General features: G+C 53.8%; 18 protein-coding genes. 12 read left to right on the plus strand and 6 right to left on the minus strand.

Features of this window, described 5'->3' with window-relative positions:
• Nucleotides 1-25: 25 nt before the first annotated feature.
• Nucleotides 26-592 (minus strand): hypothetical protein, encoded by a 567-nt coding sequence (locus VW41_03160; GenBank protein AJZ88114.1) that lies wholly within the window; start codon nt 590-592, stop codon nt 26-28.
• Between the two features lie 297 nt (nt 593-889).
• On the opposite strand from VW41_03160, the gene dnaK reads away from it, so the two are divergent.
• The 4 genes from dnaK to nhaR all read left to right on the plus strand — a co-directional run bounded on the left by dnaK (nt 890) and on the right by nhaR (nt 6,360).
• Nucleotides 890-2,812: a molecular chaperone DnaK gene (dnaK, locus tag VW41_03165; GenBank protein ID AJZ88115.1), complete on the plus strand. Its 1,923-nt coding sequence runs from the start codon at nt 890-892 to the stop codon at nt 2,810-2,812.
• Between the two features lie 84 nt (nt 2,813-2,896).
• Nucleotides 2,897-4,030, plus strand: coding sequence for a molecular chaperone DnaJ (locus VW41_03170; protein ID AJZ88116.1), 1,134 nt, complete (start codon nt 2,897-2,899; stop codon nt 4,028-4,030).
• A gap of 197 nt (nt 4,031-4,227) precedes the next feature.
• Nucleotides 4,228-5,400: a pH-dependent sodium/proton antiporter gene (gene nhaA, locus VW41_03175; GenBank protein ID AJZ88117.1), complete on the plus strand. Its 1,173-nt coding sequence runs from the start codon at nt 4,228-4,230 to the stop codon at nt 5,398-5,400.
• Between the two features lie 66 nt (nt 5,401-5,466).
• Nucleotides 5,467-6,360, plus strand: a complete 894-nt coding sequence (gene nhaR / locus VW41_03180) for a transcriptional regulator (protein ID AJZ88118.1) — start codon at nt 5,467-5,469, stop codon at nt 6,358-6,360.
• A gap of 64 nt (nt 6,361-6,424) precedes the next feature.
• Here the strand turns inward: nhaR and rpsT are convergent, their stop codons facing one another.
• Nucleotides 6,425-6,688, minus strand: a complete 264-nt coding sequence (rpsT, locus tag VW41_03185; GenBank protein AJZ88119.1) for a 30S ribosomal protein S20 — start codon at nt 6,686-6,688, stop codon at nt 6,425-6,427.
• Nucleotides 6,689-7,014: 326 nt separating this feature from the next.
• Here rpsT and VW41_03190 point away from each other — a divergent pair, with 326 nt between their 5' ends.
• The 8 genes from VW41_03190 to VW41_03225 all read left to right on the plus strand — a co-directional run bounded on the left by VW41_03190 (nt 7,015) and on the right by VW41_03225 (nt 15,171).
• Nucleotides 7,015-7,947: an FMN adenylyltransferase gene (locus tag VW41_03190; GenBank protein AJZ88120.1), complete on the plus strand. Its 933-nt coding sequence runs from the start codon at nt 7,015-7,017 to the stop codon at nt 7,945-7,947.
• Nucleotides 7,948-7,979: 32 nt separating this feature from the next.
• Entirely contained in the window at nt 7,980-10,796 is a 2,817-nt protein-coding gene (gene ileS / locus VW41_03195; GenBank protein AJZ88121.1) for an isoleucine--tRNA ligase, read from the plus strand.
• Complete coding sequence (gene lspA, locus VW41_03200; protein AJZ88122.1) at nt 10,793-11,299, plus strand: lipoprotein signal peptidase; 507 nt, start codon at nt 10,793-10,795, stop codon at nt 11,297-11,299. The genes ileS and lspA overlap by 4 nt, the downstream gene beginning before the upstream one ends.
• Nucleotides 11,300-11,302: 3 nt before the next feature.
• Nucleotides 11,303-11,773 carry a peptidylprolyl isomerase gene (locus VW41_03205; protein AJZ88123.1) on the plus strand — a complete coding sequence of 157 codons (471 nt, stop codon included), beginning with the start codon at nt 11,303-11,305 and terminating at the stop codon, nt 11,771-11,773.
• Nucleotides 11,754-12,704 (plus strand): 4-hydroxy-3-methylbut-2-enyl diphosphate reductase, encoded by a 951-nt coding sequence (ispH, locus tag VW41_03210; GenBank protein ID AJZ88124.1) that lies wholly within the window; start codon nt 11,754-11,756, stop codon nt 12,702-12,704. The genes VW41_03205 and ispH overlap by 20 nt, the downstream gene beginning before the upstream one ends.
• A gap of 71 nt (nt 12,705-12,775) precedes the next feature.
• Entirely contained in the window at nt 12,776-13,693 is a 918-nt protein-coding gene (locus tag VW41_03215; GenBank protein ID AJZ91837.1) for a ribonucleoside hydrolase, read from the plus strand.
• Between the two features lie 142 nt (nt 13,694-13,835).
• Nucleotides 13,836-14,396, plus strand: coding sequence for a glucose-6-phosphate isomerase (locus VW41_03220; protein ID AJZ88125.1), 561 nt, complete (start codon nt 13,836-13,838; stop codon nt 14,394-14,396).
• Entirely contained in the window at nt 14,389-15,171 is a 783-nt protein-coding gene (locus VW41_03225) for a glucose-6-phosphate isomerase (GenBank protein AJZ88126.1), read from the plus strand. The genes VW41_03220 and VW41_03225 overlap by 8 nt, the downstream gene beginning before the upstream one ends.
• A gap of 38 nt (nt 15,172-15,209) precedes the next feature.
• On the opposite strand, the gene VW41_03230 is transcribed toward VW41_03225, so the two are convergent.
• From VW41_03230 to VW41_03245, 4 genes are read right to left on the minus strand one after another with little or no spacing between them, the layout of a single operon-like run.
• Nucleotides 15,210-16,028, minus strand: a complete 819-nt coding sequence (locus tag VW41_03230; GenBank protein AJZ88127.1) for a PTS fructose transporter subunit IID — start codon at nt 16,026-16,028, stop codon at nt 15,210-15,212.
• Nucleotides 16,028-16,822 carry a PTS sorbose transporter subunit IIC gene (locus VW41_03235; GenBank protein ID AJZ88128.1) on the minus strand — a complete coding sequence of 265 codons (795 nt, stop codon included), beginning with the start codon at nt 16,820-16,822 and terminating at the stop codon, nt 16,028-16,030. The genes VW41_03230 and VW41_03235 overlap by 1 nt, the downstream gene beginning before the upstream one ends.
• Nucleotides 16,823-16,832: 10 nt before the next feature.
• A complete protein-coding gene (locus VW41_03240; protein AJZ88129.1) occupies nt 16,833-17,327 on the minus strand; it encodes a PTS N-acetylgalactosamine transporter subunit IID in 495 nt (164 codons plus the stop codon).
• Between the two features lie 9 nt (nt 17,328-17,336).
• Complete coding sequence (locus VW41_03245; protein AJZ88130.1) at nt 17,337-17,765, minus strand: PTS fructose transporter subunit IIA; 429 nt, start codon at nt 17,763-17,765, stop codon at nt 17,337-17,339.
• Nucleotides 17,766-17,767: the final 2 nt, after the last annotated feature.

A 17,767-nucleotide genomic window follows, 5' to 3' on the forward strand; every position in this document is an offset into this window, starting at 1 on the left:
CGTTTTACTTTCCACTAAAGGAGAATTAGTGCTTTTCGCCGATAGGCAGCACGGTGCGGCCAAACTGCTCGTTCAGCACTTCACCCATCGCCAGGTAGATGGCGCTGGCGCCACACACCAGGCCTATCCAGCCAGCGACTTTCACGATGCCTTCGTTATCCGCCAGGTGGCCAATCGCCAGCAAGGCGAACAGCACGGTCAGGCTGGCAAACACGAACTGCAGCATACGAGGTGCTTTCAGGGTGCCGAAGAACATGAACAGGGTGAATACGCCCCACAGGCCCAGGTACGCGCCAAGGAAGTGGCCGTTGGCCGCATCGCTAAGGCCCATTTTAGGCATCAGCAGAATTGCCACCAGCGTCAGCCAGAAAGAGCCGTAAGAGGTGAAGGCGGTTAAACCGAAAGTGTTCCCTTTTTTAAACTCCAGCAGGCCCGCGAAGATTTGCGCGATACCGCCGTAGAAAATCCCCATCGCGAGGATAGTAACGTCAAAACCAAAAATACCTGCGTTATGCAGGTTGAGCAAAATGGTGGTCATGCCGAAGCCCATTAAGCCCAGGGGAGCTGGATTAGCCAACTTAGTGTTGCCCATAGTTCCTCTGAAAAATTCATTTGAAATGTAGTGTTAATTAACGCCCCGCAGCCGGGAGTCCGGTTGTGGGCGCGGCATAATAATCAGGCAGCACGTCGGCGTCTATGATCTGAGCGGGTGGAAAGCGGAAAATTTTTTTTCACCTGCCCCTTGATGGCAAGCGTTGCGACCCCATCTTGTATGCAACCGCAGTTGGCGGACCTGAAAAAAAACGCTTCGGGCAGTTGAAACAGACGCTTTTGCCCGCATAACAGGTTCACAACCACATGATGACGAATTTTTAGTGGAGACGTTTAGATGGGTAAAATTATTGGTATCGACCTGGGGACAACCAACTCTTGTGTCGCGATTATGGATGGTACAACTGCTCGTGTGCTGGAGAACGCCGAGGGCGACCGCACCACGCCTTCTATCATTGCTTACACGCAGGACGGCGAAATCCTGGTAGGTCAGCCGGCTAAACGTCAGGCAGTGACTAACCCGCAAAACACTCTGTTTGCGATCAAACGCCTGATTGGCCGTCGCTTCCAGGACGAAGAAGTGCAGCGTGATGAAGCCATCATGCCTTACAAAATCATCGGCGCTGACAACGGCGACGCATGGATTGACGTAAAAGGTCAGAAAATGGCACCGCCGCAGATCTCTGCTGAAGTGCTGAAGAAAATGAAGAAAACTGCTGAAGATTACCTGGGTGAGCCGGTAACCGAAGCCGTTATCACCGTACCTGCATACTTTAACGATGCTCAGCGTCAGGCAACTAAAGACGCCGGCCGTATCGCAGGTCTGGAAGTGAAACGTATCATCAACGAACCAACCGCTGCTGCTCTGGCTTACGGTCTGGATAAAGAAGTTGGCAACCGTACTATCGCGGTTTACGACCTCGGTGGTGGTACTTTCGATATCTCTATCATCGAAATCGACGAAGTTGACGGTGAAAAAACCTTCGAAGTTCTGGCAACCAACGGTGATACCCATCTGGGTGGTGAAGACTTCGACAGCCGCATGATCAACTACCTCGTTGACGAGTTTAAGAAAGATCAGGGCATTGACCTGCGTAACGATCCGCTGGCCATGCAGCGCCTGAAAGAAGCGGCAGAAAAAGCAAAAATCGAGCTTTCTTCTGCGCAGCAGACCGACGTGAACCTGCCGTACATCACTGCAGACGCGACCGGTCCAAAACACATGAACATCAAAGTGACCCGTGCGAAACTGGAATCCCTGGTCGAAGACCTGGTCAACCGTTCTATCGAGCCGCTGAAAGTTGCCCTGCAGGATGCTGGTCTGTCCGTTTCTGACATCCAGGACGTTATCCTGGTCGGTGGTCAGACTCGTATGCCAATGGTGCAGAAAAAAGTTGCTGAGTTCTTCGGTAAAGAGCCGCGTAAAGACGTTAACCCGGACGAAGCTGTTGCTATCGGTGCAGCTGTTCAGGGCGGCGTGCTGACCGGTGACGTTAAAGACGTACTGCTGCTGGACGTTACCCCGCTGTCTCTGGGTATCGAAACTATGGGTGGCGTGATGACTGCGCTTATCAGCAAAAACACCACCATCCCAACCAAGCACAGCCAGGTGTTCTCTACCGCTGAAGACAACCAGTCTGCGGTAACTATCCATGTGATTCAGGGTGAGCGTAAACGTGCATCCGATAACAAATCACTGGGTCAGTTCAACCTGGATGGGATTAGCCCGGCTCCGCGTGGTATGCCACAGATCGAAGTCACCTTCGACATCGATGCTGACGGTATCCTGCACGTTTCCGCGAAAGACAAAAACAGCGGTAAAGAGCAGAAGATCACCATCAAAGCATCTTCTGGCCTGAACGAAGACGAAATCCAGAAAATGGTTCGCGATGCCGAAGCTAACGCCGAAGCTGACCGTAAGTTCGAAGAGCTGGTTCAGACCCGTAACCAGGGCGACCATCTGCTGCACAGCACCCGTAAGCAAGTTGAAGAAGCAGGCGACAAACTGCCAGCTGAAGACAAAACTGCTATCGAGTCTGCGCTGACCGCGCTGGAAGCGTCCCTGAAAGGCGAAGACAAAGCGGACATCGAAGCCAAAATTCAGGCTCTGGCAGAAGTTTCCCAGAAGCTGATGGAACTGGCTCAGCAGCAGCACGCTGAGCAGCAGGCTGGCAATGCCGCAGATGCAGGCCACGCTAACGCTGGCAAAGACGACGATGTTGTTGATGCCGAGTTCGAAGAAGTTAAAGATAAAAAATAATCGCCCTGATGCAGGGTAATTAACCGGCACGGGCGCGGAGTTTACTCCACGCCCGTGCTCGTATGTTAAGGGCAGAAAAAAGAGATGGCGAAGAGAGACTATTACGAGGTTTTAGGCGTTCCGAAGTCAGCGGAAGAGCGTGAAATCAAAAAAGCTTACAAGCGCCTGGCGATGAAGTTCCATCCGGACCGTAACCAGGGCGATAAAGAGGCCGAGGCGAAGTTCAAAGAGATCAAAGAAGCCTACGAAATCCTTACCGACGATCAAAAACGTGCGGCCTACGATCAGTACGGCCATGCAGCGTTTGAGCAGGGTGGTATGGGCGGCGGTGGCGGCTTTGGCGGCGGCGGTGCGGACTTCAGCGATATCTTTGGCGACGTATTTGGCGACATTTTCGGTGGCGGACGCCGTCAACGTGCGTCCCGTGGTGCAGATCTGCGCTACAACATGGACTTAACGCTTGAGGAAGCGGTTCGTGGCGTCACCAAAGAGATCCGCATCCCTACACTTGAAGAGTGTGAAGTTTGCCACGGTAGCGGCGCGAAAAAAGGTTCTTCTCCGCAGACCTGTCCAACCTGTCACGGACAGGGCCAGGTGCAAATGCGCCAGGGCTTCTTTACCGTGCAGCAAAGCTGCCCGCACTGTCAGGGCCGCGGCACCATCATTAAAGATCCGTGCAATAGCTGTCATGGTCACGGCCGCGTAGAGAAAACCAAAACGCTGTCGGTGAAAATCCCGGCGGGCGTGGACACCGGCGACCGTATTCGTCTGTCTGGCGAAGGTGAGGCGGGTGAACACGGTGCACCATCAGGCGATCTGTACGTTCAGGTTCAGGTGAAACAACACCCAATCTTCGAACGTGAAGGCAATAACCTGTACTGCGAAGTGCCGATCAATTTTGCAATGGCTGCGTTGGGTGGGGAAATTGAAGTCCCAACTCTGGACGGTCGGGTTAACCTGAAGGTTCCGGGCGAAACTCAAACCGGTAAGCTGTTCAGAATGCGCGGTAAAGGCGTGAAATCCGTACGCGGCGGTGCGCAGGGCGATCTGCTCTGCCGTGTTGTTGTTGAGACGCCGGTCAGCCTGAACGAAAAGCAGAAAAAACTGCTGCGTGATTTAGAAGAGAGCTTCGGTGGCCCTACGGGGGCGAACAACAGTCCGCGCTCGAAGAGCTTCTTCGACGGCGTGAAGAAATTCTTTGATGATTTAACTCGTTAATTTCTTCCTGTTGTTATGCTTTAAAAAACCTGAACTGCTTCATTAGGTTCAGGTTTTTTTATGTCTCCTGATATGGATCGGTTTTATCGATCCTTTTTTGCCATATAAGCTGTTTTTAACGATGTGTCATTATCGCTATGCTGGCTACCCTATTAGTATTCAGGATGAATAAGCTACTAAGAGAGTTGGGTGAGAGAATGACTAAAAATCTGCAACGTTTTTTTCAGAATGATGCCGCGGGCGGTATTTTTTTGATTGTTGCCGCGGCACTGGCAATGCTACTGGCAAATATGGGATCGACCAGCGCTGGCTACGAGGCGTTTCTTGCCACGCCTGTTGAAGTGAGAATCGGGCCGCTGGATATCAGTAAAAACCTGCTGCTGTGGGTGAATGACGCCCTGATGGCAATTTTCTTTCTGATGATTGGCCTTGAGGTGAAGCGGGAAATGGTTATCGGCTCATTGGCCGACCGCCGTCAGGCTTCATTCCCGGTCATTGCTGCCCTGGGTGGGATGGTTGTGCCGGCGCTGCTTTATCTGGTTTTCAACTATGCTGATCCTGTAACGCGAGAGGGCTGGGCGATCCCGGCGGCAACTGACATTGCGTTTGCGTTGGGGATCCTTGCGCTTTTAGGCAATCGTGTTCCGCTGGCGTTGAAAGTCTTCCTGATGGCGTTGGCAATCATTGATGACCTGGGCGCAATTGTCATTATCGCGCTGTTTTATACTCACGATCTCTCAATGATGTCGCTGGGCGTTGCGGCTGCGGCTATTGCTGTGCTGGCATTGTTGAACCTGTTTAATGTGCGCCGTACCGGGGTTTATATCCTGGTAGGCGTAATATTATGGACGGCAGTACTGAAGTCGGGCGTGCATGCCACGCTTGCGGGCGTGATTATTGGTTTCTTTATCCCGCTGAAAGAACAGAAAGGGCGTTCCCCGGCTCAGGATCTGGAGCATGTGCTGCATCCGTGGGTGGCTTTCTTGATCCTGCCGCTGTTTGCCTTTGCCAATGCCGGTGTTTCCCTCAGTGGGGTGACGGTACAGGGCCTTACGTCGCTTCTGCCGCTGGGTATTATTGCCGGGCTGTTCATCGGCAAGCCGTTAGGTATTAGCCTGTTTTGCTGGCTGGCGCTCAAATTTAAATTGGCCTCTTTGCCGGAGGGAACGAGCTTCAGGGATATCATGGCGGTAGGCGTGCTGTGCGGTATTGGGTTTACGATGTCTATCTTCATCGCTTCTCTGGCATTTGGCGACGTTGACGCGGAGCTTATTACCTGGGCGAAACTGGGGATCTTACTGGGCTCGTTGCTCTCTGCCGTCGTCGGTTTCATGATGCTAAAAGCACGTTTGCCTAAGGCGACTTCATGATGTTACTGGCTGCCGGGTCATCATCAGATGACCCGATAATGGATTAAATCTCAGGGAGTGAAGGGCATGTCCCATATCAATTACAATCATCTTTATTATTTCTGGCACGTTTGCAAAGAAGGGTCAGTTGTGGGGGCCGCAGAGGCACTGTTTCTGACCCCACAAACAATAACCGGGCAAATAAAAGCGCTTGAAGAGCGTCTGCAAGGGAAACTTTTCCGCCGTCAGGGAAGGGGACTGGTACCTTCGGAACTGGGGCAACTGGTGTTTCGCTATGCCGACAGAATGTTTACCCTGAGCCAGGAAATGCTGGATATCGTTAACTACCGCAAAGAAGCTAACATCCTGTTTGATGTCGGCGTGGCGGATGCGTTATCCAAGCGCCTGGTCAGCGGCGTGCTAGATGCGGCCGTCGTTGAGGATGAGCAAATCCACCTGCGTTGTTTTGAATCGACCCATGAAATGCTGCTGGAGCAGCTTAGCCAGCATAAGCTGGATATGATCATTTCTGACTGCCCGATTGATTCTACTCAGCAGGAGGGACTGTTCTCGGTCAAGCTCGGCGAATGCGGCATCAGTTTCTGGTGCAAAGGGCCAAAGCCAGAGCTGCCTTTCCCGGCCTGCCTTGAAACTCGCCGCCTGCTTATTCCCGGACGTCGCTCAATGCTGGGGCGAAAGCTGCTTAACTGGATTAACATTCAGGGGCTTAAGATTGAAATTCTTGGTGAATTTGATGATGCCGCGCTGATGAAAGCGTTTGGTGCTGCGCACAACGCTATCTTTGTGGCACCAACGCTGTATGTGCGGGATATCTACAGTGATGACGACATCGTCGAGATAGGCAGAATGGATAGTGTTCTGGAGGAGTACCATGCCATTTTTGCCGAACGTATGATTCAGCATCCTGCGGTGCAGCGTATCTGCAGCAAAGATTACTCGGCGCTCTTCAAGGTGGACTGAATGACAGGCATAAAAAAACCGGCGTTAGCCGGTTTTTTTATCAAAGCTTACAGCAAAAAGGCGATTAAGCCAGTTTGTTGATTTGCGCAGTCAGGTTTGCTTTATGACGCGCAGCTTTGTTTTTGTGGATCAGACCTTTAGCAGCCTGACGGTCCACGATTGGTTGCATTTCGTTAAATGCTTTCTGTGCAGCAGCTTTATCGCCAGTTTCAATCGCTGCGTATACTTTCTTGATGAAAGTACGCATCATAGAGCGACGGCTTGCGTTGTGCTTACGAGCCTTTTCAGACTGTACGGCACGTTTCTTAGCTGATTTGATATTAGCCAAGGTCCAACTCCCAAATATGATCTATGTGGACAATTCAAAGGCCGAGGAATATGCCCCGTTAGCCTTCTTTTGTCAATGGATTTGTGCAAATAAGCGTCGTTAAATTTCCGACACCTCTTACGTGTGATGGCGCGGATTCTACCAGCATCAGGCTTCGGAATACAGTCTTTCGCATCAAAATTCGTCAAGACAAATGCGAAGTTTGTGCAAAGCCCTTTCCAGTACAATGAATTCATTCAAGCTTTACGTTAAAGGCCGTAATCGTCGGTTAACCTTAATCGCGGTAGTTGGTATAATCCGCCAATTTCCACTGTTTTGAGCCAGCCATGAAGCTGATACGCGGTATACATAATCTGCGCCGGGAGCACCACGGGTGTGTACTCACCATTGGTAATTTCGACGGCGTACATCGTGGCCATCAGGCGCTGTTAAAGGGCCTGTGCGAAGAAGGGCGTGCGCGCAACCTTCCGGTAATGGTCATGATTTTCGAGCCTCAGCCGCTCGAATTGTTTGCACCGGAAAAAGCCCCGGCCCGGCTGACTCGCCTGCGAGAGAAGCTACGTTATTTGGCTGAGTGCGGTGTGGACTACGTCCTGTGCGTGCGCTTTGACCGCCGCTTCGCCGCCTTGAGCGCACAAAACTTTGTGAGTGACCTTCTGGTTGACCGTCTCGGGGTGAAGTTCCTCGCGGTGGGGGATGATTTCCGCTTTGGCGCTGGTCGCCAGGGGGATTTCTTGTTATTACAGAAGGCTGGCCGCGAATACGGTTTTGATATCACCAGCACCCAAACGTTTTGCGACGATGGGGTGCGTATCAGCAGTACCGCCGTGCGCCAGGCACTGGCTGATGATGACCTGCTGCAGGCCGAAAACCTGTTGGGGCATCCGTTCATGATCTCCGGGCGTGTCGTACACGGAGATGAGCTGGGGCGTACCATTGGCTTCCCGACGGCAAACTTGCCGCTGCGTCGCCATGTTTCCCCGGTAAAAGGGGTTTATGCGGTGGAAGTCACAGGCCTTGGTGAAAAGCCAATTGCCGGCGTGGCAAACATCGGTACTCGCCCTACGGTGGCGGGAATACGCCAGCAGCTTGAAGTCCATTTATTGGACGTTGTAATGGACCTTTATGGTCGCCATATAGAAGTAGTGCTGCGTAAAAAGATACGTAATGAGCAGCGATTTGCTTCACTCGATGAGCTGAAGGCGCAAATCGCCAGAGATGTGGTGTCAGCCCGAGAATTTTTTGAGTCAAATGCCTGAAAGGCTAACCGAAATACGGAACCGAGAATCTAATGAGTGACTTTAAATCTACCCTAAATTTGCCTGAAACAGGGTTCCCGATGCGCGGCGACTTAGCCAAGCGCGAACCGGGTATGCTGGCGCGTTGGAATGATGACGATCTGTACGGCATCATCCGTAATGCGAAAAAAGGCAAAAAAACCTTTATTTTGCATGACGGCCCTCCTTATGCGAACGGTAGCATTCACATTGGTCACTCAGTTAACAAGATTCTGAAAGATATTATTATCAAGTCCAAAGGGCTCTCCGGCTTCGACTCGCCGTACGTTCCGGGCTGGGACTGTCACGGCCTGCCTATCGAGCTGAAAGTTGAGCAACTGATCGGCAAACCGGGCGAGAAAGTGTCCGCCGCCGAGTTCCGTGCCGCGTGCCGTAAATATGCCGCCGAGCAGGTTGATGGCCAGCGCGAAGACTTCATCCGTCTGGGCGTGCTGGGCGACTGGTCTCGTCCGTACCTGACAATGGACTTCAATACTGAAGCCAACATCATTCGTGCGCTGGGCAAAATTATTGGCAATGGCCACCTGCACAAAGGTGCTAAGCCGGTTCACTGGTGCGTTGACTGCCGTTCTGCGCTGGCGGAGGCCGAAGTTGAGTATTACGACAAAACGTCCCCGTCCATCGACGTGACGTTCAATGCCGTTGATGCTGATGCGGTAAAAGCTAAGTTTGGTGCCGCCGCCGTTAATGGCCCGGTATCTCTGCTTATCTGGACCACAACACCATGGACCCTGCCTGCTAACCGGGCTATCTCTTTGGGCGCTGAGTTCGATTATGTGCTGGTGCAGATTGAAGGCCAGGCGCTGATCGTGGCAAAAGATCTGATGGAAAGCGTGCTGAAGCGCGCCGGGGTAACTGATTATCAGGTTCTCGGTACCGTGAAAGGCGCTGAGCTTGAGCTGCTGCGCTTTAAGCACCCGTTCATGGGCTTTGACGTTCCGGCTATTCTGGGCGATCACGTTACCCTGGATGCGGGTACCGGGGCGGTACACACCGCCGGTGGCCACGGCCCGGATGACTACACCATCAGCCAGAAATACGGCCTTGAAATCGCTAACCCGGTTGGCCCGGACGGCAGCTATCTGCCGGGGACCTATGAAGGTCTGGATGGTGTTCAGGTGTTCAAAGCGAACGATCTGATCGTTAACATCCTGCGTGATAAAGGTGCCCTGCTGCACGTTGAAAAACTGCTGCACAGCTACCCGCACTGCTGGCGCCACAAAACGCCGATCATCTTCCGTGCAACGCCGCAGTGGTTTATCAGCATGGATCAGAAAGGCCTTCGCGCGCAGTCTCTGAAAGAGATCAAAGGCGTGCAGTGGATCCCTGACTGGGGCCAGGCGCGTATCGAATCCATGGTGGCGAACCGCCCTGACTGGTGTATCTCGCGTCAGCGTACCTGGGGCGTGCCGATGTCTCTGTTCGTGCACAAAGAGACCGAAGAACTGCACCCACGCTCGCTTGAGCTGATGGAAGAAGTCGCTAAGCGCGTTGAGCAGGATGGTATCCAGGCGTGGTGGGATCTCGACCCGCGCGACATCATGGGTGACGACGCAGACAACTACGTTAAAGTGCCGGATACCCTGGACGTTTGGTTCGATTCAGGATCGACTCACTCTTCCGTTGTCGACGTGCGTCCTGAATTCCACGGCCACGCGGCGGACATGTACCTGGAAGGCTCGGATCAGCATCGCGGCTGGTTCATGTCTTCTCTGATGATCTCCACGGCGATGAAAGGCAAAGCGCCTTACCGTCAGGTGCTGACCCACGGCTTTACCGTGGATGGTCAGGGCCGCAAGATGTCCAAATCTATCGGTAACACCGTTAGTCCACAGGACGTGATGAACAAACTCGGCGCGGACATTCTGCGTCTGTGGGTGGCATCAACAGACTATACCGGTGAAATGGCCGTTTCCGACGAGATCCTGAAACGCTCCGCTGACGCTTACCGCCGTATCCGTAATACCGCCCGCTTCCTGCTGGCCAACCTGAACGGCTTCAATCCGGAAACCGATATGGTGAAACCGGAAGAGATGGTGGTGCTGGATCGCTGGGCCGTTGGCTGTGCGCAAGAAGCGCAGGCGGATATCATCGCCTCTTACGAAAGCTACGACTTCCACGAAGTTGTGCAGCGTCTGATGCGCTTCTGCTCCGTGGAAATGGGCTCGTTCTACCTCGACATCATTAAAGACCGCCAGTACACCGCGAAAGCGGACAGCGTCGCGCGTCGCAGCTGCCAGACCGCGCTGTACCACATCGCTGAAGCGCTGGTTCGCTGGATGGCGCCGATCATGTCCTTCACCGCCGATGAGATCTGGGGCTACCTGCCTGGTTCTCGCGAGAAGTATGTCTTCACCGGCGAATGGTACGAAGGTCTGTTTGGCCTGGCGGAAAGCGAAGCGATGAACGGTGAGTTCTGGGACACGCTGCTGACCGTTCGTGGCGAAGTGAACAAGGTTATCGAGCAGGCCCGTGCGGATAAGCGTATCGGTGGTTCTTTGGAAGCGGCAGTTACCCTGTACGCTGACGCTGAGCTGGCGGCGAAGCTGAACAGCCTGAGCGATGAATTGCGATTTGTCCTGTTGACCTCCGGCGCTGCCGTTGCCGATTATGCGGAGGCGAGTGAAGACGCTCAGCAGAGCGAAATCCTCAAAGGGCTGAAAGTAGCTCTGCGTAAAGCCGACGGTGAGAAATGCCCGCGCTGCTGGCATTACACCACTGATATCGGTCAGGTAGCGGAACACGCAGAAATTTGCGGCCGCTGTGTCAGCAACGTAGCCGGCGACGGCGAACAACGTAAGTTTGCTTGATGAAACCCATTTTCTCTACCGGATTGCGCTGGCTGTGGCTGGTGGTGGTAGTGCTGATTGTGGATCTGGGCAGTAAATATCTGATCCTCCAGCATTTCATGCTGGGGGATACGGTGTCTCTGTTCCCTTCACTGAATTTGCACTATGCCCGTAACTATGGCGCGGCGTTTAGTTTTCTGGCCGATAAAGGCGGCTGGCAGCGCTGGTTCTTCGCGGGTATCGCTATCGGTATCTGCGTGGCACTGGTGTGGATGATGTATCGCGCTAAGGCCAGCCAGAAGCTGAATAATATTGCCTATGCGTTAATCATTGGTGGTGCCCTCGGCAATTTGTTCGATCGTCTGTGGCACGGCTTTGTCGTCGACATGATCGACTTCTATGTCGGCGACTGGCATTTTGCCACCTTCAATCTGGCCGATACCGCAATTTGTATCGGCGCGGCGCTGATTGTGCTGGAGGGATTCTTTGTCTCCTCCGACAAGCCCGCGAAGCAAAAAGGGTAATCCATGGCTGAGTCCGTACAAACCAACAGCGCGGTGCTGGTGCACTTCACGCTAAAGCTTGAGGATGGCTCCACCGCGGAGTCAACTCGCGCTAACGGTAAGCCTGCGCTGTTCCGCCTTGGGGATGAGACGTTGTCCCCGGGTCTGGAAGATCAGTTGGTTGGCCTGAAAGCCGGCGATAAAAAAGCGTTCTCGCTAGCGCCAGAGGCGGCTTTTGGCATTCCAAGCCCGGATATGATCCAGTACTTCTCGCGCCGTGAGTTTGTTGAGGCGGGCGAGCCGGAGCCGGGCGCTATCATGCTGTTTACCGCAATGGATGGCAGCGAAATGCCGGGCGTGGTGCGGGAAGTTAACGGCGATTCGATCACCGTCGACTTTAACCATCCGCTGGCCGGGCAGACTATCCATTTTGATATTGAAGTGCTGGAAGTTGATCCGGTCCTGGAGGCGTTGAATGCAGATCCTGTTGGCTAATCCCAGAGGCTTTTGCGCTGGGGTCGACCGCGCTATCAGCATTGTCGAAAACGCGCTGCAGATTTACGGCGCGCCAATCTACGTTCGCCACGAAGTTGTGCATAACCGCTATGTCGTGGATAGCCTGCGCGAGCGCGGGGCGATTTTTATCGAGCAAATTAGCGAAGTGCCCGATGGCGCTATCCTGATTTTCTCCGCGCACGGTGTATCTCAGGCGGTGCGTAACGAAGCTAAAAGCCGTGAGCTGACGGTCTTTGACGCCACCTGTCCATTAGTGACTAAAGTGCATATGGAAGTGGCTCGTGCCAGCCGCCGTGGTGAAGAGTCTATTCTGATTGGCCATGCTGGCCATCCGGAAGTTGAAGGTACCATGGGCCAGTACAGCAACCCGAAAGGGGGGATGTACCTGGTGGAGTCACCGGATGATGTCTGGACGCTTGAGGTTAAAGACGAAAGTAATCTGTCGTTTATGACCCAGACCACACTTTCTGTAGACGATACTTCGGATGTCATTGACGCTTTGCGTCAGCGCTTCCCGAAAATTATCGGCCCGCGCAAAGACGATATTTGCTATGCCACGACCAACCGGCAGGAAGCCGTTCGTGCGCTGGCCACGGAAGCCGATGTTGTGCTGGTGGTAGGGTCCAAAAACTCCTCGAACTCCAACCGTCTTGCCGAACTGGCACAGCGGATGGGAAAAGCAGCCTGGCTTATCGATGATGCATCTGATATTCAGGAAGCATGGCTTAAAGGTGTGAACTGTGTCGGTGTGACTGCCGGCGCTTCTGCGCCTGATGTGCTGGTGCAAAACGTCATTTCTCGCCTGCGTGAACTGGGCGGCAGCGAAGCCCAGGAGCTGACCGGTCGCGAAGAGAACATCGTGTTTGAAGTGCCGCGTGAACTGCGCGTGGACATCCGTGAAGTCGAATAGCGTCGTCAGTTTCCGTTTATGAGAAGATGCCAGCTGGTGTATACCCGCTGGCATTTTTTATGGAGAACAGCATGACCAGAACCCCGATTATTCTTGATACCGATCCTGGTATCGACGATGCGGTTGCCCTTGCCGCGGCTTTATTTGCACCTCAGCTGGATTTGAAACTGATAACGACCGTGGCCGGAAATGTCTCAGTGGACAAAACCACGCGTAATGCCCTCCAGCTTCTGGAATTTTGGCAAAAAGAGACGCCCGTGGCGAAAGGGGCTTCTGTCCCGCTGCTGCGCCCGTTGCGGGATGCGGCCTACGTGCACGGCGAGTCGGGGATGGAAGGGTATGTTTTTACCGAAACGTCTCATCGCGAACTGCCGGTGCCTGCATTCCAGGCCATGTACGATTGTCTGAAAAGCAGCGATGAGCCGGTGACGTTGGTCACCATTGGCCCGCTGACTAATATCGCTATGCTGCTGACGCAGTACCCTGAATGTAAGGCACGAATTAAACGCGTGGTCATGATGGGGGGCTCTGCGGGGCGAGGCAATTTTACGCCAACGGCCGAATTTAACATGGCCATTGATCCTGAGGCCGCGGCACGCGTTTTTGAAAGCGGGCTGGAAATTGTCATGTGTGGGCTGGATGTGACAAATCGCGCAATGCTTGCGCCGGAGTTTTTGGCTCAGTTGCCGGCATTGAACCGCACCGGGAAAATGCTCCACGCGTTATTCAGTCATTATCGCAGCGGCAGCATTGAAACCGGGCTGCGGATGCATGATTTAACGGCTATTGCATGGCTGGTGAAGCCTGAACTGTTCCAGACTTTCTCCTGTTTTGTGGCGGTGGAAACACACGGCACTTATACCAGTGGAACGACGGTGGTGGATCTGGAACACCGGCTTGAACGTCCGGCAAACGCTCAGGTTGCGCTGGATATCGATGTGCCTGGTTTTCAGGCGTGGGTCTCTGAGGTGCTGGCGTTGGCACCGTGAAGCAGGGTGATAATTCGGTGCGACTCTCCCTTCCGGCTCCAGGAGTGTGACTGTGCTCTCAAGTGTGTTCACTCACTTGTAGGTTAATCGATTAATCTGCTAGTGTGGTGAGGCAGTTGTTCTCCTCGGGCCGGAGAAAAACATGACACTTTCTACTCTCGTGCCACCCCATGTGGCATGGCAAACGGGTGCGCTGAAAAATGGCGCCGTTATTCGTAAAACCACCGACATAGCCGCGCTGGCCGGCGTTTTTTCCGACACAGAAAGCTGGCAACGATGTGAACCTCGCCAGGCTGTCTATGAAGTTGAAGTTCTGCAAACTGAAACTTGCGAAGGCGCGCTTTTTACCGGCGTGACGCACTTACAGCCGGGCAGGGTTGGGGATGAGTTTTTTATGACTCGTGGGCATTTTCATGCGCGCCGGGAGCAGGGCGAAGTCTATTTCGGCCTGCGCGGCAGCGGACTATTGCTGCTGCAAAACGAACGAGGTGAAGCCCGTGTCGAAATAGTTACCGCCGGCTCTGTGCATATCATTCCCGGGTATACGGCGCACCGGCTCATCAATACGGGCGACGATATTCTTTCCGCTCTTGCTGTATGGCCGACGGTTGCGGGGCATGATTACGCGTCTCTGTCAGACGGATTTGCCGTCAGGATCAAGGCCGACGGTACTGGCTGGCGCGTGGAGAATAGCCATGACTGACAGCGTAAAAAAATACGGCCTGGATATGCTGATTCACCACCAGCCTATGGGGTTCAGCTATGGTGAAGAAACGCTGGGGCCTCTGCCTGAAATCCGCACCCTGGATCAAATCCGCGCTTCTCTGCGGGATCCTGAATGCACCGGGCCGGAACAGGTGTATGCGATTGCGATGGACGTCGCCCGGATAAGTGATATTGCAGAACTGAAGAAGCGAATGCTGCTTTTTGGCGTGGTGACCTATGCGTCCGGGCGTTTGGGGGAAGAACCGATTCGCAGCCAGGGACACATTCATCGCGTCAGCGCGCACAGCGGCTGGTCGCCGCCGGAACTGTATGAAATCTGGCAGGGCAAGGCGATTATCTACATGCAGGAATTTGTGGCCGACGATCCGGGCCGCTGTTTTGCCATTTTGGCTGAAGCTGGTGATAAGGTGCTGGTGCCGCCTGGCTGGGCACATGCCACCATCTCCGCTTCACCGCATGAGCCTTTAACTTTTGGGGCGTGGTGCGACAGGGAATACGGTTTTGAATATGAGGCAGTGCGTGCCTATAAGGGGCTGGCATGGTATCCGATTTTGCAGGATGAGCATGTTGCCTGGCTGCATAATCGACATTATATGCCGGGGCGCCTGCAAACGACTTCTCCGCGTAAATACCGGGAATTTGGGATTACAGATGAACCGCTATACCAGCAGTTTGTGGACGATCCTGCTCGTTTTCAGTTTATTTCAAAACCGGGAATGGTTGCCGAGAAATGGGTGAATTTTCACCCCTGAGAACTGCCCCCTCTTCCTGGCGGAGGAGGGGGTTAACCTTAAGCCGCAAATAAACCAGCCGCAACGCCCAGCGCCGCAAGAACCAGCAGCATCAGCATCGCCTTAACCGGCGACAGGCCACGTTTTGCCATTAAATACCAGGTCCCCAGCACCACTACCAGCGGTAAAAGCTGCGGGAAAATACCGTCCAGCATTTGCTGTAAATGGATATTCACCCCGTCTTTGGTGATGAACTCCAGCCCGGTGCCCAATTTGACGTAGCTCGCGGCTACGCCGCCCATGACAAATACGCCGAGCAGAGAAAGCGCTTCGCGTAACCGGTTTGATTTGCTGCTGACCAGCATCTCAACCGACGTTGACCCCATACGGTAGCCTTTGAGAAACAGGAACCACGAACCGGGCACAATGATTGCCAGCCAGGCAACGCAGTAGAAGAGCGGTCCAAGAATATTGCCGCCCGCCGCCAGCGCCATCCCAATGCTCAACAGGATAGGAATCAGCATGCCGGGAATCATGGAATCACCAATCCCTGCGACCGGCCCCATCAGCCCAACCTTCAGGGTATTGATGGTTTCACCGTCGATCGGTTCACCGTTGGCGCGTTTCTCTTCCAGACCCAGCACCATGCCGTTAACGATAGCGCCCAGCTGAGGCTCCGTGTTGTAAAACGACGCATGCCGTTTGAGCATCTCCTTACGCTGCTGAAGATCCGGATAAAGCTTCTTCGCCACGGGCAGCATACTCAGGCAAAAGCCGAAAGATTCCAGGCGTTCGAAGCTCATTGAAGAAAGGTTATACATCATCCAGCTGCGCCAGCAGCGACGCAGATCCTGGCGGGTGAGTTTGCGATCTTCCATCAGAATTCATCCTCGTCATCGACCGGTTTCACCGTATTTGCTGGCTGTGGTTCCGGCTTGTAGTTGTAATGGATCAGGGCTAAAAGGCTGCCGACAATAACCAGCGCCACCATATTCAGCTTCAGGAACACGATGCAGATAAAGCCCACCAGGAAGTAGATCAGCATGCTGTAGTTCTTGATGATTTGCTTAAGCAGGATGGCGATACCTACCGCAGGCAGAATGCCGCCGAGCACGCTCATCGTCGACAGCACGACGTGCGGCAGGCTATCCATAAATCCATTGATGTATTGTGCGCCAAAGTAAACGGCGATGAAGGTCGGTACGAAGCGCATCAGGAAGTTGGTGGCCTGTGGCCAGATGGCGCTATTGAGGTAAATACCGCGCTCATCACCTTTTTCCAGCGCTATGTCCGCCCGGTGATTCCACCAGGAGTTCAGCACCAGCATGGCGTTAAACAGGACCGTGCCCGCAATGCCGATGGTGGCGGCAAGTGCTACGGCCACTTCCGGTCCTTTATTCGATAAGATCCCCAGCGCGATCGCCGGGAAGGCGACAAAGTTAAGGTCCGCCGGCATTGATCCTCCGGGGGTTACCATCGCAATGTAGACCGCCTGAACGGCGACGCCGATGATAATCCCGGTTTGCACATCGCCGAGGATAAACCCCACCAGCATCCCTGAAACCAGCGGGCGGGTGATCAGATACCAGCCGCCGGTAAGCCCGAGTAGCCAGGGGCTACTGAGCGCACCGAGGTAACAGAGAATGCCGATTAATGCAGCTTCAAAAGCCATGATGCACTCCTTATTTTATTTTTTGACGGGCATCTTGCCAGCTGTAGCAGCTTGCGTCCGGCACCAGACGAAACTCAATCTGATGCCCACGCTCTGCCAGATAGTCGAATGCCGAGGCTTCTTCTTCGCTGACTGCCTGGTTTGGCCCAATGGTGGTGGTGTTGGCGCGGGCACTCATTGGCCCAACGTTAATTTTACGGTTCGCATTTTGCAGGCTAATGCCTGCCTCCTCGATGCGTTGAAGCGTGATCGGTGATTTGCCAATTACGAAATATCGCTTCTCGCTGGCGATTATTTTTGGCAACTTTTCAATGGCGGTGGCGGTATCGAACAGCCAAACTTTAGTATCCTGCACCGCACCTTTCATCACTGAGGAAAGCAGCGGGTCGGCGGCGACGGCGTCATCAATTGCCACGATACCGTCGCAGGGCAGCTCTTTTGCCCATCGGGTTATCAACTGGCCGTGAATTACCCGGTCGTCAATGCGTACAAATGAAATACTCATCGTGCCCCCTTAAAAATCATCAGATTGCTGGGTTTCAACCAGGTGAGCCTGAACAACCGCGTCTTTAGTTTGTTCAAGCAGCCCGGCGGCAGCTTGTTCTACGTCGGTTAGCGTTTTTAGCTCGTCGGTGAGCAGCAGCATCGGGAAGTTCACTCCGCCCAGGACCGCTATTGGCGGCGTCGTTGAGGGTGCGAAAGCGTGGTGGCAGGCGACATTCCACGGCGTACCGCTCTGTAAATCGCACAGCACCAGCACGCCGTCAGCATCCTTGCTCGCCTGCTGAAGTACACGAGTAAAATCATCCTGGAAGCCGCTTATGCCCTTAGTTTCGCTCAACATAATTGGATATACGTGCGGCAGTTCGCCGTAGACCATGCGCGCGGTTGCCAGCATCGCCTCCGCTAGCGGACCGTGTGTTGCAAGAATAACGTTAATCATGA

It is taken from the genome of Klebsiella michiganensis (assembly GCA_000963575.1).
GTDB lineage: Bacteria > Pseudomonadota > Gammaproteobacteria > Enterobacterales > Enterobacteriaceae > Cedecea > Cedecea michiganensis_A.